Here is a 24850-nt window from a genome sequence, read left to right on the forward strand (position 1 = left end):
CTATTGGTTAGGTACGCCTTTGCCAGGCAAGGTGCCAATTGATATTGCGCATCCTCCGGCGGCCGTCCATGCGCCGGAGCAATGATCGTGCGGGGAATCATCTAGCACCTTAGTGGAAGATCGCTGGTGGGCCTGTACTGTTCGATCGGCTGCTGGCAGTTAACGACGAGCGGTCTCGGCCGGCATCTGCCCGAACCGTCCGGCATGGAAATCATCGAACGATTCTGCGATTTCTGCCTCGCTGTTCATCACGAACGGCCCGTAGCCAACGATCGGCTCATCGATCGGTTCACCGCTGAGCAACAGCACGCTGGCGTCTTCCAGCGCCTCGATGGCAATGCCCTCACCGCTACGCTCGAACAGCACCAGGCTGGCCGGCCCGGCTTCGCGTTCACCGTTGACCCGCACGCTGCCGCGCAACACCACCAGGGCTGCATTACGCCCCGTCGCGACGGGCAGTTGCACGCTCGACTGGGCGTTCAAACGCATGTCCCAGACATCCATGGCGGTAAAGGTTCGCGCAGGGCCTGGCTGCCCTTGGTACTCACCCGCGATCACCCGCAGGCTGCCACCGTTGCCGTCCAGCGCCACCACAGGGATGTCCGTGGCCAGCAGCGTCTGGTACCCCGCCGCAGCGCGCTTGTCACGCGCAGGCAGGTTGACCCACAGCTGCACCATCTCCAGCGTACCGCCACTGCGGGCAAACGCCGGGGCGTGGAACTCTTCATGGAGGATGCCATTGGCAGCTGTCATCCATTGCACGTCGCCTGGGCCGATCAGGCCACCCGCCCCCGTCGAGTCACGGTGCTCCAGTTCGCCCTGGTAGACGATGGTCACGGTCTCGAAACCACGGTGCGGATGTTGCCCGACGCCGCGCCGGGCGCTGGTCGGGGTAAAGGTGTGCGGGCCGGCATAGTCCAGCAACAGGAACGGGCTGATCTGGCTGGCCAGGTTGTCATAGGTGAACAGGCTGCGCACCGGGAAGCCATCGCCTACCCAGTGGGGGTGAGGGCTGCGGTGAATACCCAGAATCTTTTTCATGAGAAGTCTCCTCTCTTGGCTGGGATCACCTTACCAATGATACCAATCAGGCGGTAGACAGCTGAAATGGCATGCATCGTTCCATCAATAGGACAAACTTCAGTTTAGAAAGCTGAGCACGGACGCTGCTGTCATCGCTGGGTCCTCCTGCATGAAACAGTGCCCACCCGCGACCTGCTGGGCAGTCACGTTCGGGTTCAGCGCCACCAGGCGCTTCACCGAATGTGGCACGAAGGGGTAGGTCTGTTCGCCATACAGCACCCGCGTCGGTGTCTGGATCGCTGCCAGGTTCGCCCACATGCGTTTGGGGAACGAACTGAAAATCTCCACCTCGCGGCTGGGCCGACACTTGAGTACCACCGCCTCGCCGCAATCGCCAATGGCATGCTCGACATAGGCTTGCAGCGCCGCATCACTCCAGCCTTTGAAGATACCGCGGCCCTGCAGCGAGGCCAGCGCCGTTTCGCGATCGGGCCAATGGCTGCGGCGGCTGGCAGCCTTGCGCGCCAAAGCGTGGCGCTGGTGCAGGCCAACCAGCGCGGCGGCGCCCATCACGCCGATCATGCTGCGGCTGAACAACACCGGGTCGAGCAGCACGGCGCGCTCGAACAACTGCGGCTCGCTGGCCAGGATCAGCCCCGAGAGCACGCCACCAAAACTGTGCCCGAGGGCAACACGCGGCACCTCGCCATATTCGCCACGCCCGCGCTCGAACGCCTCTACTGCCAGTTCAGCTGTGCGGTTCCAGCCGCGAAACGCACCGCCATGGTCGCTGTCGCCGTGGCCTTGCACATCGCATAGCCACAGGTCGAAGTGCTCGCCCAGGCGCATCAGCAACGGCTGGTAGGCCAGGCAGCAGAAGCCGTTGCCATGCAGAAAATGCAGCAAAGGCTTGCCACTGGCCGGCGTACGCCAGCCGCGCAGGGTAAAGCCTTCGGAGCAATGGTGGGACCACGGGATCAACTGCATGGGCTTGCTGTACTCATCGGTCTATGAAAACGCCGATTCTACAAACAGCAGCGGGTATAGCGAAATCACCAGTAGCACGGCCATCAGGACATTGAACAGCATCAGCCAACGCGGATTCTGCAACAGGTTGCGCAAGGCGCTGCCGAACATGACCCAGACCCCGACGCTGGGCAGGTTGACCAGGGCGAACAGCGCGGCGATGACGACCACGTTCATCACGTATCCCTGGGCCGGTGTGTAGGTGGTGATTGCCCCCACTGCCATTACCCAGGCCTTGGGGTTGACCCACTGAAATGCCGCAGCGCCCCAGAAGCCCAACGGTTTGCGGGCGCTGCCCGAGGCTGTACCGATCGGCCCCGAGGTGGCGATCTTCCAGGCCAGGTACAGCAGGTAGGCGGCGCCTGTGTAGCGCAGGATGGTGTACAGCGCCGGCCATGCCTTGAACACCTCGCCCAGCCCTAAACCGACTGCCAGCACCATGACCATGAAACCGACACTGATGCCGATGGCATGCGGGATCGAACGGCGCACGCCGAAGTTCACGCCGGAGGCCAGCAGCATGGTGTTGTTCGGCCCCGGGGTGATGGAGGATACGAAGGCAAACAGCACAAAGGCTGTCAGCAGGTCGGCAGAGGCAAGCATGGCAGGCATTCCACAATCATTATTGGTGCTGTCACACTAACGGAGTCGCCCTGCCTTGCGACCGGTACAATTTCGCTAAATTAAATAGATACAAATACTGTACCTATCTCGTTCAGTTCAAGGAAGCCTGCCCCATGAGCCTCACCATTCGCCCCGCCGTGCGTACCGATGCCGCGCAGATTCTGGCATTCATCACCGAGCTTGCCGACTACGAACGTGCCCGGCACGAGGTCGTTGCGTCTGTCGACGACATCCAGCGCAGCCTGTTTGACGAAGGCAGTACCGTACACAGCCTGATTTGCGAGCGTGATGGCCTGGCGATTGGTTTTGCCGTGTACTTCTACAGCTACTCGACCTGGCTCGGGCGCAATGGCATCTACCTCGAAGACCTGTACGTGACGCCCGAGCAGCGCGGCGATGGCGCTGGGCGCAAACTGCTGCGCCATATTGCCAGCGAGGCCGTGCAGAACAATTGCGGGCGCCTGGAATGGAGCGTGCTGGACTGGAACGCGCCGGCAATCGGGTTTTACCAGTCGTTGGGCGCCGAGGCGCAGAGTGAGTGGCTTCGGTATCGGCTCGATGGCGAGAAGCTGCTGGCGTTTGCGCGGGGTTGACCTTCGAGCCCCGACTCACCCTTTTCAGTTTCCTTATGTCACTTCTAAAGAAATATTCGTATTTCCTTGTTTTATATTATCTTTTTAGTGCAATTTCTTACCCATTGAGCCACCACCACAGAGGGTGACACGACTCGGCCACCGCCAATGACGGTGCCCCGTCGGGCACCTTGCGCCTGGGCGTGCCGCAGCCCCTGGGCGGATTTATGGCTGTTCCATCTGCGTTAGCTGGGCAACCTGCAAGAGCCGGTGGAACTGTTCGGCGAGCTGGCTACTACTTCGGCCGGGTCACCTACAACTTCTGAAATACTTTTCGCGCGCGAACCGCTGTGCAATTGACGCAAAACTTGCCTCGTGGTCTCCTAATGCCTCGCGTTCAGGTGCCCCCTCAGGGGTGAAACGGGAAACCGGTGCGTCACAGGCCCTCGACCAGGGCCGGACAAACCCGGTGCTGCCCCCGCAACGGTAAGCGAGCGAAGCGTCTAGACCACTGTGCCGCATCATCTGGCATGGGAAGGGGCGCTTTTCAGGAGCGCTGCTCCTCCTCGTTAGCCCGGAGACCGGCCTGGCGTTCATGAACAACACCCCGCGGTGGGCGGGCGCTGTCGCATTCCCCTGGGCGGATCACGTTCGGGGCTGCCGCGCTTGCCCGTTGCCCACAAAAGCAGAGGAACGCGTCATGCCCGTCACCAGCGCCAAACACAGCATTGCCACCCCCGTTACCCTCAGTCAGCGTGTCGTCATCGCCGTCGGCGCCAGCCTGCTCGGCCTGTGCCTGGTCTACTTTGCCGGTTTCTCGCACATCGAGGCCGTCCACAACGCGGCCCACGACACCCGTCACAGCGCTGCCTTCCCCTGCCACTGAGTACGCACCATGATCACGCGCATCGCCCGAACCGCGGGCTTCAGCGGGCTGCTTGCAGCCTTGCTGCTGACCCTGCTGCAAAGCTTCTGGGTTGCTCCTTTGATTCTTGAGGCGGAAACCTACGAGTCTGCAGCCCCTGCTGCCGAGCATCACGCACACGGCGCCGAAGGGGCTGCGGCGCATGAACACAGCGACGAAGCCTGGTCGCCCGAAGATGGCTGGCAGCGCATCCTGTCCACCACCGGCGGCAACCTGGTGGTCGCGGTCGGCTTCGCCTTGATACTCGCCGCCTTGTACAGCCTGCGTGAGCCCAAGCGCGCGGCAACAGGGGCGCTGTGGGGCCTGGCAGGCTTCGCCGTGTTCTGCCTGGCACCTACCCTGGGCCTGCCACCGGAGCTGCCGGGCACCGCCGCCGCTGACCTGGGGCAACGTCAGGCCTGGTGGATCGGCACCGCAAGTGCCACCGCGTTGGGCCTGGCCCTGCTGGTGTTCGCCCGCCACTGGCTGGTGAAGGCGCTGGGCGCCGTGTTGCTGGTGCTGCCGCATGTCATCGGCGCACCGCAACCTGAAGTTCATCAGAGCCTCGCACCCGAGGCCCTGGAAGCGCAGTTCAAGATCGCCTCCTGGCTGACCAACGCGGCCTTCTGGGTGGCCTTGGGGCTGCTCAGCGCGTGGCTGTTCCGCCGCTCCAGCCAGGCCTGATGGCGGTCGACACCTCGGTGCCGACACTGTACGCCGGCTTCGGCTGCCGCCGGGGCTGCCCGGCGGACACCCTCGAAACCCTGCTGCGCCAGGCTCTGGACCACCACGGCCTGGCACTGCCAGCGCTGCGCGGTATCGCCAGCATCGCCTTGAAGGCCGACGAACCCGGCTTGCAGCAACTCGCCACGCGCCTCGGCGTGCCGTTGCTGCTGTACGATGCCAGGCAACTTGCCCCCTACGAACCGCTGCTCAGCCATCGCTCGGTCATTGCCCACGCACACAGCGGTTGCTGGGGTGTGGCAGAGAGCGCGGCGCTGGCCATGGCCAGCCAGCACCTCGGCGCTGCCAGGCTGCTGGTTACCCGCCAGGTGTACGGGCCAGCTACCCTCGCCCTGGCCTGCGGGCGATAATTGCGCCAACCATTCATTGCAAGGATTTTCCATGACGGTCTACTTCATCGGCGCCGGCCCCGGCGACCCGGAACTGATCACGGTCAAGGGCCAGCGCCTGATCCGCCAGTGCCCGGTGATCATCTATGCCGGCTCGCTGGTGCCCGCTGCCGTACTCGATGGCCACCAGGCCGAGACCGTGATCAACAGCGCCGAGCTGCACCTGGAGCAGATCATCAGCGCCATGCGCACGGCACACGCACAAGGCCAGGACGTGGCCCGGGTGCACAGCGGCGACCCGAGCCTGTATGGCGCGATCGGCGAGCAGATCCGCCACCTGCGTGAGCTGGGCATCGACTACCAGATCATTCCGGGCGTCACCGCCACCGCCGCCAGCGCGGCGTTGCTGGGCTGCGAGCTGACCTTGCCGCAGGTGTCGCAAACGGTGATTCTGACCCGCTTCGGCGACAGCTCGCCGATGCCGCCAGGCGAGCAACTGGCCGATCTGGCGCGCCATGGCAGCACCCTGGCGATCCACCTGGGCGTGAAACACCTGCCGCGTATCGTCAGCGAGCTGTTACCCCACTATGGCCAACAGTGCCCGGTTGCCGTGGTCCATCGCGCCACCTGGCCGGACCAGGACTGGGTGCGTGGCACCCTGGAAGACATCGTCGAACGCGTTGCACTCAAGGATTTTCGCCGTACCGCGCTGATCCTCGTCGGCCATGTGCTGGGCGATACGCCGTTCGCCGAATCGGCCCTGTACCGGGCCGGGCACGCACACCTCTATCGCCCCGGCGACTGAGCATTGCCAGCCTTGGCACTGGCGTAGCAGACTCAAGGCTCCCGCCTGCAAACAGGAGCCATGCCAATGCTGGAACTTCGACCCAACTGCGAGTGTTGCAACGCCGACCTGCCGGGGGATAGCCCGGACGCGTTGATCTGCTCGTTCGAATGCACGTTCTGCCGTACCTGTGCCGACACTCGCCTGCACGGCCGCTGCCCCAACTGCGCCGGCCAGTTGCTGGCACGCCCGACACGGGTCGGCCAAGCGCTGGCCAACAACCCTGCCTCGCCCCTGCGCGTAGTCAAACCCCACCCCGCTTGCGCCTGACAGCCCTGCGCAAATAGGCATCGTCACGCCACGCTGGCGGTGCTTATCCCCGTTTTTTTGTAGGACTTTTCAACAATTCCTACTGGGTTAATCAACAGTCCTATACTCGGCATTACCAAACTTCGGGAATGGTCGTATCTTGCAGCGCTTCTGATAACCCCACTTGCAGACGTATTCCTGAGTGTTCCAGGAAGCGGACCACATCCCTACAGGAGTTTTCTTGATGACAACCGTCCTGATCGTCGACGACCACCCTATCGTCCGGCTGTCCCTGCGCCTATTGCTCGAACGGGAGCGCTTTAACGTCGTCGGCGAAGTCGCCAATGGCAGCGAAGTCGCCCAGGTGGCGCGTGAACTGCGGCCGGACGTGGTGCTTCTGGACATCGGCCTGCCCGGCCTGGACGGCATGGAGGTGATCAAGCGGCTTCAGTGCCTCGAGCCGGTGCCCAAGATCATGGTGCTGACCGGCCAGGCCACCGACCTTTATGTACGGCGCTGCCTGGATGCCGGCATCGGCGCCTTCGTCACCAAGGACGAAGACCACGAAGCCTTGCTGTTTGCACTCAAGGCCCTGGTCAAAGGCTATTCGACCTTCCCGCAGATGTCGGTCAACAGCAATTCGCTGGAGAGCGAGTCGATACGCCTGGGCAGCCTGTCCAACCGCGAAATGGAAGTGTTGCGGCGCCTTGCGCGCGGCGAAAACAACAAGAATATCGGCACCTGCATGAACCTCAGTGCCAAGACCATCAGCACCTATCGCGGCCGCATCATGGACAAGCTCAAGACCGAATCGCTGGTGGAAATGGTCGACCTGGCCAAGCGCAACAGCGTTAACTGAGCCCAGCTGCCATGAAGCGCCTGCTGGCGAGCGTTCTACTGGTCATCGGCCTGGCCGGCTCCACCGGCCTGTTTGCCGACAGCGAACCGAGGCAATTGTTGGCGCGCTCGATCAGCGCCGCAGCGCCCTTGCAACTGGGCGACCAAGACCGCCAATGGCTGCAGCAGCGCGGCCGCCTGGTGCTGGGCAGTTCGCGGCCTGATTACCCGCCGTTCGAAATCAACATCAGCCAGCATGATTACGAGGGCCTGAGCGCCGATTATGCAGGCATCATCGCCGAGCAACTGGGCGTCCCGATCGAAGTCCGGCGTTTCGACAACCGCCACCAAGCGATTGCCGCGCTGCGCGACGGCCGCATCGACCTGCTGGGTAGCTCCAACGCATTCGAGGCGGCGGATGCCCAGCTCGGCCTTAGCGAGCCTTACGCCGACGACCTGCCGGTGATCGTTACGCGCGAAGGCCGCACCTTGAAAAACACCCCAGACCTCAATGGCCTGCGCCTTGCGATGGTCGACCACTACCTACCCGCCAATACCGTGCGCGCGCTCTACCCCAAAGCGCAATTGAGCCTGTACCGCTCAACCCTGGCGGGCCTTGCCGCAGTGGAATTGGGCGAGGCCGATGCCTACCTGGGTGATGCCATCAGCACGGATTTTCTCATCGGCAAGAGTTACCAGGGCACGGTAAAGATCGACCACTTCTGCAAGGTGCCGCCCGGCACCTTCGCGTTTGCCCTGGCCAACGACAACCAACGCCTGCGCAGCCTGATCGACAAGGCCTTGGGCAGAATCACCGAAAGCGAGCGCCTGACCATCCTGCGCCGCTGGACCAGCGGCAACACCAGCCTGCTGCTGGAGCGCCACCTGGCGGCCCTGACCGCTGAAGAAACCGACTGGATCGCCCGCAACCCCACCGTCAAGGTGCTGGTCAACACGTCGCTCGCGCCGCTGACCTTCAACGACGCACAGCACCGCGCCAGCGGCATCACCCTGGAACTGCTCAAGCAGATATCCCTGCGCACCGGGCTGCAGTTCAAGCCGCTGGAAAGCCAGTCGGCGCAGGCGATGCTCGAGCGCCTGGGGCGCGGCGAGGCGCACATGATCGGCGCCCTGGGTTACGGCACGGAGCGCGCCAGGCAATTGCGTTTTACCCGCCCCTACCTGGTCAGTCCACGGGTATTGGTCACCCGCAACGACGCGTCATCGCCTGCCCAGGCCAAGGCCCTCGATGGCCAGCGCATAGCCTTGGTACGCGGTTCGCCGCAACGGGCAGAACTCAAGCGTCGCTACCCACGCGCCAAGGTGGTCGAAGTGGACAACCCCCTCGGGCTGATGGAAGCAGTGGCCAACGGCGCCGCCGACGTGGCCTTGAGCAACCACATCAACGCCACCTACTACATCAACCACGTGTTCAAGAACCAGCTGCGCATCGCCAGTGTGCTGGACGACAGCCCGGCCATCGCGGCATTTGCGGTGGCCTCGGACCAACCGCAACTGCAGGCCATTCTCGACAAGGCACTGCTGAGCATCCCGCCAGAAGAGCTGGACCAACTGATCAACCGCTGGCGCACCAGCACACTGGTCAGTGACAGCCCATGGCGCGATTACCGCACGCTGGCGCTGCAAGTGCTGGTGCTGTCGGCGCTATTGCTGGCCGGGGTGGTGTTCTGGAACAGCTACCTGCGCAAACTGATCCACCAGCGCACCGACGCCCAGCATGCCCTGCAGGCCCAGCTGGCATTGAGCCGCGGCCTGCTCGAACAGCTGCGCCAGGCCAAGGACGACGCCGAACAGGCCAGCCAGACCAAGAGCACCTTCCTGGCCACCATGAGCCATGAAATCCGCACACCCATGAACGCGGTGATCGGCCTGCTCGAACTGGCGCTGGAAGACAGTCGCGCCGGCCGCTGCGATGCCCAGACCTTGCAGACTGCCCACGATTCGGCCATCGGTCTGCTGGAGCTGATCGGCGACATCCTCGACATTTCGCGTATCGAGTCTGGGCACATGACCTTGCAACCGGTCCCCTGCAACCTGGTCGAACTGGTACGCAACACGCTGCGGGTATTCGAAGGCAATGCGCGAATCAAAGGCCTGCACCTGCACAGTGCGCTGCCACCTTCAGCGGGTTGGGTCATGGCAGACCCGCTGCGGCTCAAGCAGGTGCTCTCCAACCTGATCAGCAACGCCATCAAGTTCACCGAGCGCGGTGAAGTGCATGCCAGCCTGACCCTGTCGGCCCAAGCCAGCAGCGGCGAGATGCAAGTTGAGCTGTGCGTGCGTGACACCGGCATTGGTATCAGCCCTGAAGACCAGGCACGTCTGTTCAATGCCTTCGCCCAGGCCGACGGCCCACGGGCACGCCAGGGCGCCGGCCTGGGACTGGTCATCAGCCGCACCCTGGCCGAACTGATGGGCGGTACGCTCAGCCTGCACAGCGTCGAAGGCGTGGGCACCAAGGTGCAGGTCAGCCTGCAACTGCCGGCCAGCCAGGCGCCCGCGCCTGCCGAAGCGCTTGCCCCTGTCCTTGAAAGCAGCAGCGGCCCGCTGAACATTCTGGTGGTCGACGACTACCCTGCCAATTTGCTGTTGCTGGAGCGGCAACTGAACACGCTGGGGCATCGCGTGACCCTGGCTGAGAACGGCGAAGCGGCGCTGACGCGCTGGCAGGCGGCACGGTTCGACCTGGTGATCACCGACTGCAGCATGCCGATCATGGACGGCCACGAACTGACTCGGCGCATCCGCAGCCTCGAAAGCGAAGGCGCGCTGGCGCCTTGCCGGATTCTCGGCGTCACCGCCAACGCACAGGCTGAAGAGCGTGCACGCTGCCTGGCCAGTGGCATGGATGAATGCCTGTTCAAGCCCATTGGCCTGCAAACCCTCAAAACCCACCTGCCGCACGCCAGCGCGCATGCGCAGCCTGTGCCAGCCCAAGGCAGTGGTTTCAACCTGAACGAATTGCGCCACCTGACTCAGGACGATGAACAACTGACGCGGCACCTGCTGGAACAATTGTCGCAGAGCGCCAGCGAAGACCTGGCCGCGCTGCGCGCGCTCGGCCCCGACGCAAGTGGCGATGCGGTGCGTGCCTTGGCCCATCGCATCAAGGGCGGGGCAAAAATGCTCAAGGTACGCACACTGGTCAAGGACTGCGAAGCCATCGAGCATGCGCAAGCCCAAGGGCTGCCTACGGCTGAACTAAGGCAGCAACTGCAGACCAGCATGCAGAGCTTGCTGCACGAACTGGCCGACGCCCTCAGTGCAATTGCAGCGTCGAACTGATCTGGCTGATCGCATCGACCACGTGGCGTGAGCCCTGCTGGATTTCCATGATCACCGTGCCGGCTTCGTTGGCCAGGGCGACGCCATGGCCGGTGCGGGTCAGGCTCGACTGCATGCTGGCCACCGCCAACAGCGACAGGTCGTGGTTCTGGCGCACCACATCGACGATCTCCAAGGTTGCCTTGCTGGTACGCGCCGCCAGGTTGCGCACTTCATCAGCGACCACGGCAAACCCGCGCCCATGCTCGCCGGCACGTGCCGCTTCGATGGCGGCGTTCAGTGCCAGCAAATTGGTCTGGTCGGCAATACCGCGAATGGTCAGGACAATCTGGCCGATCACATCCGACTGTTTGCTCACCGCATCGATGCTGCGCGCCGCGTCATTGAGCTCTTGGGAAATCTGTTCGATCACCTGCACCGCCTGTTGCACCACCTCGGTACCCTTGCGCGCGCAGGCATCGGTCTGCATGGAGCTGGCGTGGGCGGCATCGGCGGCGCTTTGCTGGGTGCAGACCTGGCTGGTGATATCGCTGGCGAACTTGACCACCTTGTACAGCCGGCCCTTGCTGTCGAAGATCGGGTTGTAAGAGGCTTCAAGAAAGACCGTCTGGCCTTGCTTGTTGATCCGCTCGAAGCGGTGCGAGTGATATTCCCCACGGTTGAGCGACGCCCAGAACTCCCGGTACGCCGACGACTCCCGCTCCTGCGGCAGGCAGAACAGCCCGTGGTGGCGCCCCACCACCTCTTCCAGGCGATAGCCCATGGTGGTGAGGAAATTCGGGTTGGCCTTGATGACCCGGCCGTCAGGGCTGAACTCGATCACTGCCATGGAGCGGCCGATGGCCTTGAGCAGGCTTTCACTCTCGTGCTCCTGCATGACCCGCTGGCTGATGTCCGACGCCACCTTGATCACGCTGGTGACTTGCCGCTGCTCATCCAGCACCGGCATATAGCTGGCTTCAAGCCAGACCTCACGCCCTGCCTTGTCGACCCGCTCGAAGGTGCCGCTGATAGCCTTGCCCTGCCCCAGTTCGCGCCAGAGCTGCTGGTATTCGGCTGTCTTGACGTAGGCCGAGTCGCAGAACAGCCGATGATGCTTGCCGCGTAATTCTTCGACGCTGTAACCCATGGCCTGGCAGAAGCGCTCGTTGGCGTCGAGAATGGTCCCATCCGGCGCGAACTCGATCATCGCCATCGAACGGCTGATTGCCGCGAGCTTTGCTTGCGCACTGGCCAGTGCCTGGTGACTACGCTGAATCTCGACGAGGTCGGACTTGCGATGGAAATCGAACATGACGCCGGGCTCCTTTATGCGCGGGGTTTCCTGAGCATAGATGGGCAACAGCGCCGTGCAAGCACATTGATATCACCTTGTAATTAGTCCCCGAGGCCTTCAAGCACAAGGCGCTGAGCCTGAAGAACTCTAAGCCTCAAGAACTCTCGCGCACCATCAGTTCGAACCCAAGGTCCTGCTGCTCGTTGGCCACCCGTTTGCCGTCAAGCAACGTCAGCAGCGCCAGTGCGGCCCCCCGCCCTACGGCTGCCCTAGGTGTGCGAATCGAGGTCAACCGCGGCACCATGTGCGCCGAGGCGGGCAAATCGTTGAACCCCACCATCGCCACCTGCCGCGGTACCTCAACCCCTTGGCGCAGCGCCTGCAGCACAGCGCCCTGGGCCAGGTCGTCGTTGCAGAAAAAGATGCCGTCGACATCCGGCGCCTGCTGCATCAGCTGGCTGAACAACGCACTGCCCAAGGCGATGGAAGAAGGCTCGGGCGCCAGGATTTCCAGCTCAGTCGCTTGCAGCCCCGCTTCGGTCAGGGCCTGGCGAAACCCCTCGGCGCGCTGCATTACCCGCGGGTCGAGCTGCGCGGCAATGAACGCCAAGCGCCGCCGTCCGCGTTCGATCAGGTGCTTGGCAGCCGCACGCCCGGCCTGTTGCTGCGAAAAGCCCACCGACAATGCACCCGCCTCGCCACCCAACTCCATCATGTGCACGCAGGGCACGCCACTGGCCGCCAGCATCTGTCGCGATGCGTCACTGCGCTCGAAACCGGTCAGCAGCATGCCGCAAGGCTGGTAGGCCAGGTAGTTGCGGATCAGGTTCTCTTCTTCGGCAATATCGTAGTGATAGTTGCCGATCAAAACCTCAAGCCCGCGCGGGCGCATCACCTCGTGAATGGCTTCGAGGGTGTCGATGAACAACTGGTTAGACAATGACGGGATCAGCACCACCACCGACTGGCTGCGGGCCGAGGCGAGTGCGCGGGCGGCCGGGTTGGCGACATAGCCCAGGCTCGCCGCAGCAGCGGCAACCTTTTCGGCCAGCGCCGGGGCAACCGTGCTGACACCGCGCAAGGCGCGGGATGCGGTGATCGGGGAAACCCCGGAAAGCCTGGCGACTTCTGCCAGGGTGGGACGACCGGTGGTGCGGGAGCCTGTTCGGGACATGAATGTTGTAATTTTACTACTTGCCAAGGGAGGGGAACGGCCACTAAGGTAGCGCTGTCTCAGGACGCAGGCAATGTAATCTTTGGTAGCCGTTCCGCGTGCTCGCTGCCAAGCGTCCATACTGCGTAAGGACAAGACCAATAACACCGGGGAGGTGGCGGTTCGTCAGCGACGAGACAGCGCTACCTCACCCCGCAGGAGGTACTGATGAATTCTCCCCTGTCCGCCATTGTGGTGATGGGCGTGGCTGGCTGCGGCAAAAGCTGCGTCGGTGCCGCCATTGCCGCCAGAAGCGGCGGCCGCCTGATCGAAGGCGACGCTTTTCACCCTGCCGAAAACATCCGCAAGATGAGTGCTGGCATCCCGCTGGACGACAACGACCGTGCCGGCTGGCTGGTGCACCTGGGCCAGGAGCTGCAAGCCACGGTCAACGCGGGCGAGCGCCCGATCCTCACCTGTTCTGCCCTCAAGCGCCGCTACCGCGATACCTTGCGCGCCTCCATGCCGGGCTTGGTGTTCGTGTTCCTCGAACTCACCCCTGCCGAGGCAGAAAAACGCGTACTGGCCCGCCCTGGGCATTTCATGCCGGCAAGCCTCATCGACAGCCAGTTTGCAGCCCTCGAAGCCCCGCATGGCGAGCCGCTGACCCTGCCATTGGACGCCACCCAGCCCATCAATGTGCTTGCCGAGACGGTAGACAGCTGGCTAAAGCCCTGCGGTGAGCGGGACCTGGCGCAAACTGCCTGAACCAGGCGGTTTTTCCGGCTCACCAAAGACAGCGCTGTCTCAACCAATGAAAGCGCCTGAAGTTCAATAAAGCAACGCCCAAAACAACGATAAGACCGAGGCATAAAAACCATGTTCGGACTGGCTACTGATACCTTCCTGCTGCTCGACGCCCTGGTAACCATCATCGGGCTGATCCTGCTGATCACCCATTTCAAAGTTCACCCCTTCGTCGCCCTCACCCTCGCGGCCGGCTTCCTCGGCCTTACCTCCGGCATGCCGGTGGCCAAGGTGATGAAATCGTTCCAGGACGGTTTTGGCGGCGTGCTGGGCTTCGTCGGCATCGTGCTCGCCTTGGGCACCATGCTTGGCAAGCTGATGGCCGATTCCGGCGGCGCCGACCAGATCGCGCAGACGCTGATCCGCGCCTTCGGCAAGAAGAACGTGCACTGGGCCATGATGTTCGCCGCCTTCCTGGTCGGCATCCCGCTGTTCTTCGAGATCGGCTTCGTACTGCTGATCCCGCTGGTATTCATCGTCGCCCGGCGTTCCGGGGTCTCGTTGGTGAAAATCGGCATCCCGCTGCTGGCCGGCCTGTCCGTGGTTCACGGCCTGGTGCCGCCACACCCGGGGCCGCTGTTGGCGATCGGCATCTTCAATGCCGACATCGGCAAGACCATCTTCTATGGCCTGATCGTGGCGCTGCCTACCGCGATCATCGCTGGCCCGCTGTTCGGCAACTTCATCTCGCGTTACATCCCCGGTAACCCGTCCCAGGAGCTGATGGACCAGATCGCCAAGGAGTCCGACCAGGGCAACCTGCCGAGCTTCGCCGTCACCCTGCTCACGGTGCTGCTGCCGGTGGCGCTCATGCTGCTCAAGACCTTCGCCGACGTGGTGCTGCCCGCCGAGCATATCGTGCGGCAGTGGATGGACCTGATCGGCCACCCCATCACCGCCCTGCTCGCCGCCTTGCTGCTGGCCTTCTATACCTTCGGCGCGGCGCGGGGTTTCAACCGCCAGCAGATCATGAAGATGCTCGACCAGAGCCTGGCACCGACCGCTGCCATCGTGCTGATCGTAGGGGCTGGCGGCGGCTTCAAGCAGATGCTGGTGGATACCGGGGTCGGCAACGTGATCGGGCAGATGGCGGTGCAGGCGGAAATCTCGCCGATCATGCTGGCCTGGCTGGTGGCGGCGGTGATCCGCATCGCCACCGGCTCGGCGACGGTCGCCACCATCACCGGCGCAGGGATCGTCGCACCCGTGATCGACATGGTACCGGGGGTCAACCGTGAGCTGCTGGTACTGGCCACTGGCGCGGGCTCGCTGATCCTGTCGCACGTCAACGATGCCGGGTTCTGGCTGGTGAAACAGTACTTCAACATGACCGTGGCCGAGACCTTCAAGACCTGGAGCATGATGGAGACCATCCTTTCGGTGGTGGGCATCATCTTCATCATGTTGTTGTCGATGGTGGTGTGACCGTTGATCGGGATGGGGGCACCCGGCGTCAGCTCGGGGGCCCAATCGAGGTAGAAGCCCTCATCCCGATGCAAAGGAGCTTGCACCATGATTCGCACCTTCCTGCTCGCAGCCGTGTTTGTTTCGCCGCTGGCCCTCGCGGTCGGCACCGGGCCGACCTACCCAGACGACCCGCACAACCCAGCGCCCCAGCCGGGTGTCGACAGCACCCTCAACCCGATTGAAAAACCGATGCCACGGGATACCGACCCGCGCTTGCAGGGCAATGACCCCGACAGCCCGCCTGCCACGCAGAATGATGAACATGATTTGCCCGGCATGGAGGGTAGCGGTTCGCAAGACAGCAACAAGGCAGGCGCCAGCAAGCCCTGACGTCGCTGCGCGCTGAGGGGTTACCACTGCCGCTTGTCTGGCCTGGTTAACCCCAGCTTCTCGATCCGGTAACGCAGCATATCCCGCGACAACCCCAGCATCCGCGCCGACTTGGTCACGTTCCAGTCGGTCCGGTCCAGGGTCTTGCACACCAGGTCCCGCTCCATGTCCGGCAGGCTGGTGCCGGGTTCGGGCTCATGCCGTGGCATCTCGAACACCATAGGCGCCTGTTGCTGAATCAACGGTTCATCGATCAAGCTCATGCACAAGTTCAGCTGATGGGTCTGGATCACCTCGTTGGGCGCCAGCAGCACTGTCTGCTCCAACATGTTGCGCAGCTCCCGCACGTTGCCTGGCCAGCTGTAGCCCAGCATCAAGGCCTCGGCCTCGGCGGAAAAACGCAGGTTAGGCTTGCCATAACGGCGGCCATGGTGCGCCAGGAAATGCCGAGCCAATAGCAGAATGTCCTGCCCACGCGCATACAAGCGCGGCACCTTGAGCGCGATGATGCGCAGCCGGAAGAACAGGTCGCGGCGGAACTTGCCCTGCTGCACCATCTGTTCGAGGTTGCAGTTGGTGGCACTGATTACCCGCAAGTCGACCTTGCGCTCCTTCACCGCACCAATGCGGCGGATGCTGCGGTCTTCGAGCAGCTTCAGCAGCTTGGCTTGCAGCACCAGGTCCATCTCGCCGATTTCATCGAGGAACAGCGTGCCCCCATCAGCGGCCTCGACCAGGCCCACCCTGCGCTCCTTGGCATCGGTGAAAGCACCTTTCTCATGACCGAACAACTCCGCTTCGAGCAAATTGGCCGGGATCGACGCGCAATTGAACTCGATGAACGGCCCCTTGCTGCGCAACCCATCGAAATGCAGGGCCCGGGCCACCAGCTCCTTGCCTGTGCCGGTCTCGCCTTCGACCAGTACCGGGGGCAGGTCGTCGCTGGCCATGCGTCGCTCGGCATCCAGCACCTGGTGTAACGTGTGCTTGAGGCTGAGCATCACCGGCGAGTCGCCGATCAGTGCCTGCAACCCGGACTTCTGCGCCTCGCGCTCCTGGTAGAACGACAGGGTGCGCTCCATCCGCTCTGCCGCCAGGGCCTTGTCCAGGGTCAGCTTGAGCTCGGCCAGCACCACCGGCTTGGTCAGGTAATGGAACGCGCCCTCCTTCATCGCCTGCACGGCGTCTTCGACGTTGCCGTAGCCGGTCATCATGATGACTTTCAGCGCCGGCACCTGTGCCACCAGGGCGCGCAACAGGTCGTGCCCGCTCATGCCGGGCAACGAGTTGTCGGTCAGCACGGCGTCGGGCTGGGCCTGCTTGACCTGCTCCAGTGCAAGCTCGGCACTGTGGCAGACCGTCACCTCATAGCCCTTGAGGCTCAGGTAGGTGCGAATGTTGTCAGCAAGGATTTCATCATCCTCGACTACCAGGATGCTCTGTTCCATGGTCCACTCCCGCTGCGATATTGAAAGTAAGGCTGACGCGGGTTCCTTCCTCTTCGCGGCTGCTCAGGCTGACCGAGCCGCCAAAACGCTCCATGATGCGTTGAACCAGGGCCAGGCCTACGCCGAGGCCGCCCTGTTTGGTGGTAAAGAATGGTTTGAACACCATCCTTTCCTGCTGTTGGCTCATGCCCTTGCCGGTGTCGCTGAGCAGCATGACCGCACGCTGGCCGTCCGCCACGCTGACCTGGGCGCGCAACACACCGCCTGCGGGCATGGCCTCGATGGCATTGGAAAACAGACTGTTGAGAATCTGCGTGAGCTGCAGCGGCTGGCTGGCCACGTACTGCAGCTCGGGGCCTTCGTAGCAGAACTTCACACCGTTGCGCGCGATCTGTTGGGCGAAGGCCAGGTGGGTATCCTCGATGGCCGCGACCAGGTCTACCGCCTCGGGCTCGTCACTGGCCGGGCGCAGCGACACTAAGAGGTCGCGCACCCAGCGTGACATGCGGTCCACCTGGCCGATGATGTCGTTGATATTCTTCTGCGCGGTGGGGTTGGCGATTTCCTGGGCCAGCTCGGCGCTGGAGCGGATGTTGGCCAACGGATTGCGCAGGCTGTGGGCCACCGCCGAGGACATTTCGCCCAGTGCCCCGTAGGTTTCGCTGGCCACCAGCCGGTCTTGCTGCTGGTCGAGCATGAGCGCCGCCCGCCGCACGATCCAGAACAGGCCGAAATAGATCAGCGCCCCGCCCACCAGGGTCGAGGCCCAGATCAGCACATAGCCCCGCTGGATACGCCGGATCAGGTCCTGCGGCTCTTTGTAGATCTCGACCATCGACAGCACCTGTTCAGCCTGGCTGTCGAACAGCGGGATGTAGTTCTCGATGAACAGGTACTCGGGTTCACGCAGGAATTTCTGTTCTTCACGGTCTTCCTCAGCCTTGTGGTAGCTGGCAGATACCGCCTTGCGCGAACGGAAGGCGTGCTCCAGGTCGCCATCCTCCTCGATGCGCTTGCCAATCAACTGAGGGTTGGTGGACCAGACGATGGTCCGGTCACGGGCATAGACGTTGGCCAGCAGGGTGTCGGGCAGGTGTTCGACGTGGTCGAGGAATTCGACGCGGGTCGACTCGGCCAGCGCCGGGGTGACTTGCAGGTGCTGTAGGTCCAGGCGGGGGTCGAGCAGTTCACCCATGGTGGTGCCCGGCGGCAACTGCGAATGGCGGACTTCGGCCTGGGCCATGGCCTGGATGAACTGCGCGGTGAGCATGGCGTCGCGCTCGACGCTGTCACGTACCACGAAGCGCGTCGATACGTAACCCAGGCCACCGGCTACCGAGGCGATGATCAACAGGCTGATCAGGGAAAACCAACGCAGCAGGTTGAACTCGCGCAGCGGTGCCGCGAAACCACTGGAGGCCGCAGAGGCTTTGTCGGGCATTTCGTTGTCCAGCATCTGCATAGAGTGGTTCCCGCGCAGGGAGTCCGTTCTGAAGCGCAGCCTTGCTACGGTTGGTAGCAATTCAATAGCACTCCACCTGGGCCGCCGAAGCTGCCATCTGTTGCTATCGGTCTTTGCAAAAACTCAGCCAGCAAATCTTGAAATTAATAAAACTATATTTTTCAATTACTTGATTTAGCTTTTTAAGCTTTTTTCAAGATCTAACCCCCACAATTGGGTGAAAATCACCCAAAAACAAATAAATAAATATAAATCATATAGTTATTCAATATTTTTAAAGCCAATTATGCAGAACTGACCAACCTGAAGTTCAGCGAAACCCGAGTGCCGTGCCCTTCGCTGCTGCTCAACCTCACCGCCCCCCCAAAGCGCTCCATGATGCGTTTGACCAGCACCAGGCCAACACCCAGCCCGCCCTGCTTGGTGGTGAAAAACGGCCTGAATGCCATGCGCATCTGCTGCTCGGTCATCCCCTTGCCGGTATCGGACAGGCGCAGGGTGAGGCTGCGCCGGTCCTTGCGCACCACTTCGACACGCAAGGTGCCGCCCTGCTCCATCGACTCCATCGACTCCAGCGCGTTGGCGATCAGGCTGCTGAAGATCTGCCTGAGCAGTGCCGGGTGCCCCAGGACCTGAACCGCCGGTAACGGCTGTAGGTCAAGCCTCACTGCACAGCGCGTCAGCGGTACCGCAAAGGTCTGCAGGCTTTCCTGCAGTGCCTGCGCCAGGTCCACCGCCACCGCTTCGTCATTGAGCGGGCGCAGTGACTGCAACAGTTGGCGAATCCACTGCGACATGCGATCGACCTGGTTGATGATGTCGTTGATATTCCGGTGTGCCGGGCCGTCATCGAACGCTTGTGCAAGCTCGGCACTCGAGCGGATGCTCGCCAGCGGGTTGCGCAAACTGTGCGCCACCGCCGAAGACACCTCGCCCAGCGCCACGTAGGTTTCGTTGTTGATCAGCCGCTTCTGCTGCACCGCCAGCAGCTTGGCGGCGCGGCGCATGATGCCGTACAGGCCGATATAGACCAGTGCCGCGCCAACGGTGATCGCCGCCCAGATAAGGATCAGGCCGTGCTCGATGCGCACGATCAGGTCATGGGGTTCCTTGTAGATTTCCACCATGGCCGTGACATGCTCGCCATCGGCGTCGAACAGCGGGATGTAGTTCTCGATGAACAGCTGTACGGGCGGAGTCACGAACTTCTGCTCTTCGCGTGCCTGTTCAAAATCATGGTAGCTGGCGGAGACCTGCATCTTGTATTCGAAGGCGCGATCAAGGTCGTCATCGCCCTCGATCAGCTTGCCGATCAATGCGGGGTTGCTGGACCAGATCACGGTGCGGTCCGGCGCGTAGATATTGGCCAACAGCATGTCAGGCAGGTGCGCGATATGGTCGAGGAACTCGCCACGGGCCTTGCGCCGGGCTTCGGGGTCGACATCCGGCAGCGCCGTGCGATCGGTGCGCGGGTCAAGCAGCTCGCCCATGGTGCGCACATTGGGGATCGACACATGGCGCACTTCGGCGTCGGCAATCGAGGTAATGAACTGGGCAGAAAGCAGCGCATCGCGCTCGACGCTTTCGTCGATGATAAAGCGGCTGGAAATCAGCCCCAGGCCGACAGCCACCGAAAAGATGATGGCCAGGCTGACCCAGGCGTACCAGCGCAACAGGTTGAACGGCTTGCGTGGGGTTGCCGCCTCACTGCCGGCAGGCACTTCGAGGGCGTCGGAACGAGGGGCGATGTCCATGGCGGACTCCACGGCTGGGCACCTTTGAAGGTTATAGCCCAGAGTTGGGGGAACCATGGTTGTAAATTGATGGCATCCGCCGAAGGGTGGCTGCGCCTATAACGGCGAATCGTCCGCCAACCCTTGCAGCTTGCGGTACTCGCGCAGCACGTTGGGCACGTAGCGGCGGGTTTCGGCGAACGGCGGCACCGCACCCCGGCGCAGCACTGCATCGGGGCCAGCGTTGTAGGCGGCCACGGCCAGGGTGATGTCGTTGTCGAACAGGGTCAGCATGCGTTTGAGGTAGCGTGCGCCGCCCTGCACGTTGTCTTCAGGGTCCAAGACGTTCTCCACGCCCATTTCACGGGCGGTATCGGGCATCAGTTGCATCAGCCCCACCGCGCCCGCTGGCGAGCGGGCCTTGGGGTTATAGCCGGACTCGGCCTTGATCAGCGCATGCAGCAACGCCTGCGGTACGTTGTGGGCGAGCGCCGCGGCCGCCACCAGCTCGGCATAGGGGCGCCCGGTGATCAACTGCGCACCGGCCGGGCCCGCCTGGGCCAGCGGTTCGCTGATCACCCGCTGGTAATGACGCCCGGGTCGATGGACGTTGGTCAGTACGTAGCCGCCCTTGGCATCGATGGAGATGTACACATCGGCCTGGGCGGCACCCGCCGCCAGCCAGATCAAACCCAGGATGAGTCCACGCATGTCGGCTGCCTCTTCGTCGTGGCCCCCGATGTGGGGGAAATGCCCCGGAAAACCCGAGGTCGATGTCGACGACGCAAGCACTGTGCCGCTTCCTGTACCGCATGGTGCAAGGCCCCGAGGCAGACGTGCACGGCTGTTGCATGGTGCCTGACACAGCCTGTTTCCATGCAGCGGAGGCCTTCACCATGCAGCGCAGATCCAACCCCCAACGTGGTTTCACCCTGCTCGAACTCCTCGTGGTGCTGGTGGTGCTCGGCCTGCTGGCCGGCATCGTCGCGCCCAAGTACTTCAGCCAGCTAGGCCGCTCGGAGGTCAAGGTGGCACGGGCACAGATCGAGGGCTTGAGCAAGGCCCTTGACCTCTATCGCCTGGAAGTCGGCCATTACCCCAACAGTGAACAGGGCCTGCAGGCGCTGGTCACCGCTCCCAGTGGCGAAGCCCGCTGGACGGGCCCCTACCTGCAGAAGGCGGTACCGCAAGACCCGTGGGGGCATGCCTACATCTACCGGCAACCCGGCGAGAACGGCGGCGAATACGACCTGCTGTCGATGGGCAAGGACGGCCAGCCCGGTGGTGACGGGGAAAACGCCGAAATCACCAGCTGGCAATGAGGAGATCGGCCATGCGCTACAGCCTCAAGGCCCTGGGCAGACAGGGCGTGGTGCAGTTGCAGATCGACGCCGAAGATGCCGACCAGGCGCGTCGCCAGGTCGAGGCGCAAGGTTTGCGGGTGGTCAGCGTGAAGGGCCAGGGCGGCGCATTGCGTGGCATGGCCTGGCGCCGCGAAGCACACTTTGACCTGGTGCTGTTCAGCCAGGAGCTGTCGACCCTGCTGAATGCCGGGCTGCCGTTGATCGACGCCTTGGAAAGCCTGGCGGAAAAAGCCCCGACCCCGGCCACGCGCAAAACGCTGGGTGACCTGGTGCGCCAACTGTACGAAGGGCATTCGCTGTCCCAGGCGCTGGCCCGTCAGCCGCGCATATTCCCAGCGCTGTACGTGGCCTTGGTGCAGTCCAGCGAACGCACCGGCGCCCTGGGCGACGCCCTGGGCCGCTATATCGCCTACCGCCAACGCCTGGACCTGGTCCGGCAGAAGCTGGTGGGGGCGTCGGTCTACCCGCTGCTGCTGTTGCTGGTGGGCGGTGGCGTGGTGCTGTTTCTGCTCGGCTACGTGGTGCCGCGCTTCAGCCAAGTGTTCGAGGGCATGGGTACCGAGCTGCCCTGGCTGTCACGCATGCTGATGCAGATCGGCTTGTTCCTGCATGCCCAGCAACTGCCGTTGGCACTGGGCAGTGTGGCGGGGATAACCGCCCTGGTGCTGCTGCGCCGTCATCCGCGCGTGCGGCGCTGGGCATCCCGCCAGCTAAGGCGCATGCCCGCACTGCACCAGCGGTTGATGATGTACGAGCTGGCGCGCTTCTACCGCTCGCTGGGCATCCTTTTACAAGGTGGCATTTCCATCCTCACGGCAATGGGCATGGCCCGCGGGCTGCTGGGCAGTGCCGCAGCCCAAGGCCTTGAACAAGCCAGCCAACGCGTGGCCGAAGGGCTGCCGTTGTCCGATGCGCTGGAGGCCGGGCAACTGGTGACGCCGGTGTCTTTGCGGCTGCTGCGGGCGGGTGAACAGTCGGGCAACCTCGGCGAGATGCTGGAGCGTTGCGCCGACTTTCACGACCAGGAGATCGGCCGCTGGGTGGAATGGTTCGTCAAGCTGTTCGAGCCGCTGCTGATGACCTTCATCGGCTTGCTGATCGGCTTCATCGTGATCTTGATGTACATGCCGATCTTCGAACTGGCCTCAAGCATCCACTGAAACGGCTAGGCCCAGGCCATTAATGACGCACAAGGTAGGCGCCGGCAGGAATGTGTTTTTTTAGCTTTTTGCACTTGCCGGGCGGGGGTTGATGCCCGGGTGAGCGATCGGGGAACCAGATTCGGCATTTGCCCGGTGGCGGCCTGTGGCCTGGCGGCACCTCAAAAGCAGCATCGGCCATGCGGTGTTCAGCAAGACCGATTCGCTGCTGACCGGCAATGCCCTGCATCTGTTCGGCAGCAGCAAGCGTGACTGATCGTGCGTGCGCCGAGCTCGTCTGTGCTTGTGTTGCTTGAACAGCCGACGCGTTTACAGCACCAGGAGCAGTACCTGAAGTCCGGGCTTTGTTCGCTGCCTGAATCAATTGCAGATTACGATTGCGCAATGCCACGTTGTGCCCGACGCGCAGGTTAGAGCGCGCCGCCAACACTCCCGCCTGATCGTATTGCCCCTGCTGCAAGCGCAGCACACCCAGATAGTGCAGTGTAGCGGGATTGTTCGGCTGAATTTGCAGCGCCCGCTCCAGTGTGGCCGCGGCCTGATCAAGTTTGCCGTCTGCATATTGCCTAGAAGCGGTGTCGATCAACAGGGTCGAGGCCGTATTACTGTGTGCAGTCGCCGTGCGCTCGCCGGCGACGGTGAAATGGCTCGCAGCGACGCTGAACAACAGGGTAAGGGTCGACAGCATACGCTTGCTTGGCATGAGGAAAGCACTCGACTGGTCCAGGTGGGCCTGGCTCGAAAGAAGAGCCTATCGACCTGAGCATGGCATTGAAGTTCCCGATTGATCGCTCAGATGCTCATCTGCCCGCGATGCCGCTTATCGATGAAAGATCCCGACATATCATTCAGCGTGATAATAACCTTCGCCCCGTTCGATTCGTGCGCCGCGCGCAAGGCACTCACACTCCGCCCACTACTAATACTCTGGCGGAGTTCTCCATGGACCACTCACTCAAACCCTTGCGCTTTCCACTCGCTGCCCTGGCAGTCGTAGTGCTCAGCGCTTGCGGTCGAACCCCCGACGCCGTGCAGGCGCCCGCCGCGCCCAAAGTCACCGTTGCCAAGGTGATCGAACAGCCGATCAATGAATGGGACGAGTTCACCGGCCGTCTCGAAGCCCCGGAAACCGTCGAAGTGCGGCCACGGGTCTCGGGCCAGATCGACCTCGTCGGTTTCACCGAAGGCGCCCAGGTCAAGAAAGGCGACCTGCTGTTCCAGATCGACCCGCGCCCGTTCCAGGCTGAAGTCCGCCGCCTCGAAGCGCAACTGCAACAGGCCAAGGCCACCGCTATCCGCAGCGCCAACGAAGCCCGCCGTGGCGAGCGCCTGCGTGACAGCAACGCCATCTCCGCCGAACTTGCCGAGTCGCGCAGCAGTGCCGCCGCCGAAGCCCGCGCCGGGGTCGATGCAATCCAGGCCCAGCTCGACCTGGCCCGCCTGAACTTGAGCTTCACCCGTGTCACCGCGCCCATCAGCGGCCGTGTCAGCCGTGCCCAGTTCACGGCCGGCAACATCGTCACCGCCGATGTCACCCCGCTGACCAGCGTGGTGTCCACCGACAAGGTCTACGCCTACTTCGACGCCGACGAGCGCGTGTACCTCAAGTACACCCAGCTGGCACGTGAAGGCCAGCGCGGCCAGACCACCCCGGTGTACCTGGGCCTGACCAACGAAACCGGCAACCCGCACCTGGGCCAGATGAACTTCGTCGACAACCAGGTCAACCCGCGCACCGGCACCATCCGTGGCCGCGCCGTGTTCGACAACCGTGACGGCCAGTTCACCCCTGGCCTGTATGCACGCCTGAAGCTGGTCGGCAGCGCCCAGTACGACGCCATGCTGATCAACGACGAAGCCGTGGGCACCGACCTTGGCAAGAAGTTCGTGCTGGTCATGGACAAGGACAACAAAGCTACCTACCGCGCTGTAGAGCTGGGGCCCAAGCTCGAAGGCCTGCGCATCGTGCGCAGCGGCCTGGCCAAGGATGACCGCATCGTAGTCAGAGGCCTGCAGCGGGTACGCCCAGGTTCGGCGGTTACCCCAGAAGAAACGGCAATGGCCAGCGAACAGACCCTCGCCGCCCTCGCCCAGCAGCGCCAGGCCCTCGAGGCCAGCAACACCACGCCGAAGGTAGCGGGCACCACTGAGAAAGTCGCCAGCGTCCAGGCGCAACGCGGTTAAGGGATCAC

At 63.1% G+C, this 24850-nt stretch carries 24 protein-coding genes, 1 pseudogene and 1 riboswitch; of the genes and pseudogenes, 14 read left to right on the top strand and 11 right to left on the bottom strand.

What is annotated here, in order from left to right; all coding sequences use genetic code 11:
• Positions 1 to 159 precede the first annotated feature (159 nt).
• From LOY26_RS13380 to LOY26_RS13390, 3 genes are all read right to left on the bottom strand, one after another.
• On the bottom strand, positions 160 to 1041 hold the full coding sequence (locus tag LOY26_RS13380; protein ID WP_033697991.1) for a pirin family protein: 882 nt from the start codon (positions 1039 to 1041) through the stop codon (positions 160 to 162).
• A gap of 99 nt (positions 1042 to 1140) precedes the next feature.
• Positions 1141 to 2010, bottom strand: coding sequence for an alpha/beta fold hydrolase (locus tag LOY26_RS13385; RefSeq protein ID WP_186665291.1), 870 nt, complete (start codon positions 2008 to 2010; stop codon positions 1141 to 1143).
• A gap of 21 nt (positions 2011 to 2031) precedes the next feature.
• The gene (locus LOY26_RS13390; protein ID WP_077068416.1) at positions 2032 to 2661 is read right to left on the bottom strand and encodes a LysE family translocator; all 630 of its coding nucleotides are present in this window, start codon (positions 2659 to 2661) and stop codon (positions 2032 to 2034) included.
• A gap of 125 nt (positions 2662 to 2786) precedes the next feature.
• Here LOY26_RS13390 and LOY26_RS13395 point away from each other — a divergent pair, with 125 nt between their 5' ends.
• From LOY26_RS13395 to LOY26_RS13430, 8 genes are all read left to right on the top strand, one after another.
• A complete protein-coding gene (locus LOY26_RS13395; RefSeq protein WP_033697993.1) occupies positions 2787 to 3266 on the top strand; it encodes a GNAT family N-acetyltransferase in 480 nt (159 codons plus the stop codon).
• Positions 3267 to 3627: 361 nt separating this feature from the next.
• A riboswitch (cobalamin riboswitch) is annotated at positions 3628 to 3850 on the top strand.
• Between the two features lie 95 nt (positions 3851 to 3945).
• A complete protein-coding gene (locus tag LOY26_RS13400; protein WP_027593390.1) occupies positions 3946 to 4131 on the top strand; it encodes a CbtB-domain containing protein in 186 nt (61 codons plus the stop codon).
• Positions 4132 to 4140: 9 nt separating this feature from the next.
• Positions 4141 to 4833 (top strand): CbtA family protein, encoded by a 693-nt coding sequence (locus LOY26_RS13405; protein WP_033697999.1) that lies wholly within the window; start codon positions 4141 to 4143, stop codon positions 4831 to 4833.
• A 17-nt stretch (positions 4834 to 4850) separates the two neighbouring features.
• Positions 4851 to 5243, top strand: coding sequence for a cobalamin biosynthesis protein (locus LOY26_RS13410; protein ID WP_186653685.1), 393 nt, complete (start codon positions 4851 to 4853; stop codon positions 5241 to 5243).
• 31 nt (positions 5244 to 5274) lie between these two features.
• A complete protein-coding gene (gene cobM, locus LOY26_RS13415) occupies positions 5275 to 6027 on the top strand; it encodes a precorrin-4 C(11)-methyltransferase (protein WP_186653545.1) in 753 nt (250 codons plus the stop codon).
• A 66-nt stretch (positions 6028 to 6093) separates the two neighbouring features.
• Positions 6094 to 6336, top strand: a complete 243-nt coding sequence (locus LOY26_RS13420; protein ID WP_186653548.1) for a DUF1272 domain-containing protein — start codon at positions 6094 to 6096, stop codon at positions 6334 to 6336.
• A gap of 223 nt (positions 6337 to 6559) precedes the next feature.
• The gene (locus LOY26_RS13425) at positions 6560 to 7174 is read left to right on the top strand and encodes a response regulator transcription factor (protein WP_033698002.1); all 615 of its coding nucleotides are present in this window, start codon (positions 6560 to 6562) and stop codon (positions 7172 to 7174) included.
• Positions 7175 to 7185: 11 nt separating this feature from the next.
• Positions 7186 to 10458: a transporter substrate-binding domain-containing protein gene (locus LOY26_RS13430; RefSeq protein WP_258713635.1), complete on the top strand. Its 3273-nt coding sequence runs from the start codon at positions 7186 to 7188 to the stop codon at positions 10456 to 10458.
• Here the strand turns inward: LOY26_RS13430 and LOY26_RS27050 are convergent.
• The 3 genes and pseudogenes from LOY26_RS27050 to LOY26_RS13440 form a co-directional block, all read right to left on the bottom strand.
• Positions 10433 to 10927 (bottom strand): methyl-accepting chemotaxis protein, encoded by a 495-nt coding sequence (locus tag LOY26_RS27050; protein WP_238338555.1) that lies wholly within the window; start codon positions 10925 to 10927, stop codon positions 10433 to 10435. The two genes, LOY26_RS13430 and LOY26_RS27050, sit on opposite strands and share 26 nt — an antisense overlap.
• 42 nt (positions 10928 to 10969) lie before the next feature.
• Positions 10970 to 11752: pseudogene (locus LOY26_RS27055) on the bottom strand (PAS domain-containing protein); the annotation flags it as partial.
• A 136-nt stretch (positions 11753 to 11888) separates the two neighbouring features.
• Positions 11889 to 12908: a LacI family DNA-binding transcriptional regulator gene (locus LOY26_RS13440; protein WP_186653559.1), complete on the bottom strand. Its 1020-nt coding sequence runs from the start codon at positions 12906 to 12908 to the stop codon at positions 11889 to 11891.
• A 207-nt stretch (positions 12909 to 13115) separates the two neighbouring features.
• Here LOY26_RS13440 and LOY26_RS13445 point away from each other — a divergent pair, with 207 nt between their 5' ends.
• The 3 genes from LOY26_RS13445 to LOY26_RS13455 all read left to right on the top strand — a co-directional run bounded on the left by LOY26_RS13445 (position 13116) and on the right by LOY26_RS13455 (position 15491).
• The gene (locus LOY26_RS13445) at positions 13116 to 13655 is read left to right on the top strand and encodes a gluconokinase (RefSeq protein WP_033698006.1); all 540 of its coding nucleotides are present in this window, start codon (positions 13116 to 13118) and stop codon (positions 13653 to 13655) included.
• 111 nt (positions 13656 to 13766) lie between these two features.
• Positions 13767 to 15119 carry a GntP family permease gene (locus tag LOY26_RS13450; RefSeq protein WP_033698007.1) on the top strand — a complete coding sequence of 451 codons (1353 nt, stop codon included), beginning with the start codon at positions 13767 to 13769 and terminating at the stop codon, positions 15117 to 15119.
• An 87-nt stretch (positions 15120 to 15206) separates the two neighbouring features.
• Positions 15207 to 15491 carry a hypothetical protein gene (locus LOY26_RS13455; RefSeq protein ID WP_186653565.1) on the top strand — a complete coding sequence of 95 codons (285 nt, stop codon included), beginning with the start codon at positions 15207 to 15209 and terminating at the stop codon, positions 15489 to 15491.
• A 20-nt stretch (positions 15492 to 15511) separates the two neighbouring features.
• On the opposite strand, the gene LOY26_RS13460 is transcribed toward LOY26_RS13455, so the two are convergent.
• The 4 genes from LOY26_RS13460 to LOY26_RS13475 form a co-directional block, all read right to left on the bottom strand.
• On the bottom strand, positions 15512 to 16939 hold the full coding sequence (locus tag LOY26_RS13460) for a sigma-54 dependent transcriptional regulator (RefSeq protein ID WP_033698009.1): 1428 nt from the start codon (positions 16937 to 16939) through the stop codon (positions 15512 to 15514).
• The gene (locus tag LOY26_RS13465) at positions 16908 to 18401 is read right to left on the bottom strand and encodes a HAMP domain-containing sensor histidine kinase (protein WP_186653568.1); all 1494 of its coding nucleotides are present in this window, start codon (positions 18399 to 18401) and stop codon (positions 16908 to 16910) included. The genes LOY26_RS13460 and LOY26_RS13465 overlap by 32 nt, the downstream gene beginning before the upstream one ends.
• Positions 18402 to 18685: 284 nt before the next feature.
• Entirely contained in the window at positions 18686 to 20155 is a 1470-nt protein-coding gene (locus LOY26_RS13470) for a sensor histidine kinase (RefSeq protein WP_258713637.1), read from the bottom strand.
• A gap of 96 nt (positions 20156 to 20251) precedes the next feature.
• On the bottom strand, positions 20252 to 20845 hold the full coding sequence (locus LOY26_RS13475) for a lytic transglycosylase domain-containing protein (RefSeq protein ID WP_186653573.1): 594 nt from the start codon (positions 20843 to 20845) through the stop codon (positions 20252 to 20254).
• A 185-nt stretch (positions 20846 to 21030) separates the two neighbouring features.
• On the opposite strand from LOY26_RS13475, the gene gspG reads away from it, so the two are divergent.
• Together gspG and LOY26_RS13485 are read left to right on the top strand one after the other, a co-directional pair.
• Complete coding sequence (gspG, locus tag LOY26_RS13480) at positions 21031 to 21456, top strand: type II secretion system major pseudopilin GspG (protein ID WP_033700061.1); 426 nt, start codon at positions 21031 to 21033, stop codon at positions 21454 to 21456.
• 11 nt (positions 21457 to 21467) lie between these two features.
• Positions 21468 to 22658 (top strand): type II secretion system F family protein, encoded by a 1191-nt coding sequence (locus tag LOY26_RS13485; protein ID WP_186653575.1) that lies wholly within the window; start codon positions 21468 to 21470, stop codon positions 22656 to 22658.
• Positions 22659 to 22677: 19 nt separating this feature from the next.
• On the opposite strand, the gene LOY26_RS13490 is transcribed toward LOY26_RS13485, so the two are convergent.
• Positions 22678 to 23361, bottom strand: a complete 684-nt coding sequence (locus LOY26_RS13490) for a tetratricopeptide repeat protein (protein WP_186653577.1) — start codon at positions 23359 to 23361, stop codon at positions 22678 to 22680.
• 239 nt (positions 23362 to 23600) lie between these two features.
• On the opposite strand from LOY26_RS13490, the gene mexE reads away from it, so the two are divergent.
• Entirely contained in the window at positions 23601 to 24842 is a 1242-nt protein-coding gene (gene mexE, locus LOY26_RS13495; protein ID WP_258713638.1) for a multidrug efflux RND transporter periplasmic adaptor subunit MexE, read from the top strand.
• The last annotated feature ends 8 nt before the right edge of the window (positions 24843 to 24850 follow it).

Origin of the sequence: Pseudomonas sp. B21-047 (assembly GCF_024748775.1) — a bacterium.
GTDB lineage: Bacteria > Pseudomonadota > Gammaproteobacteria > Pseudomonadales > Pseudomonadaceae > Aquipseudomonas > Aquipseudomonas capeferrum.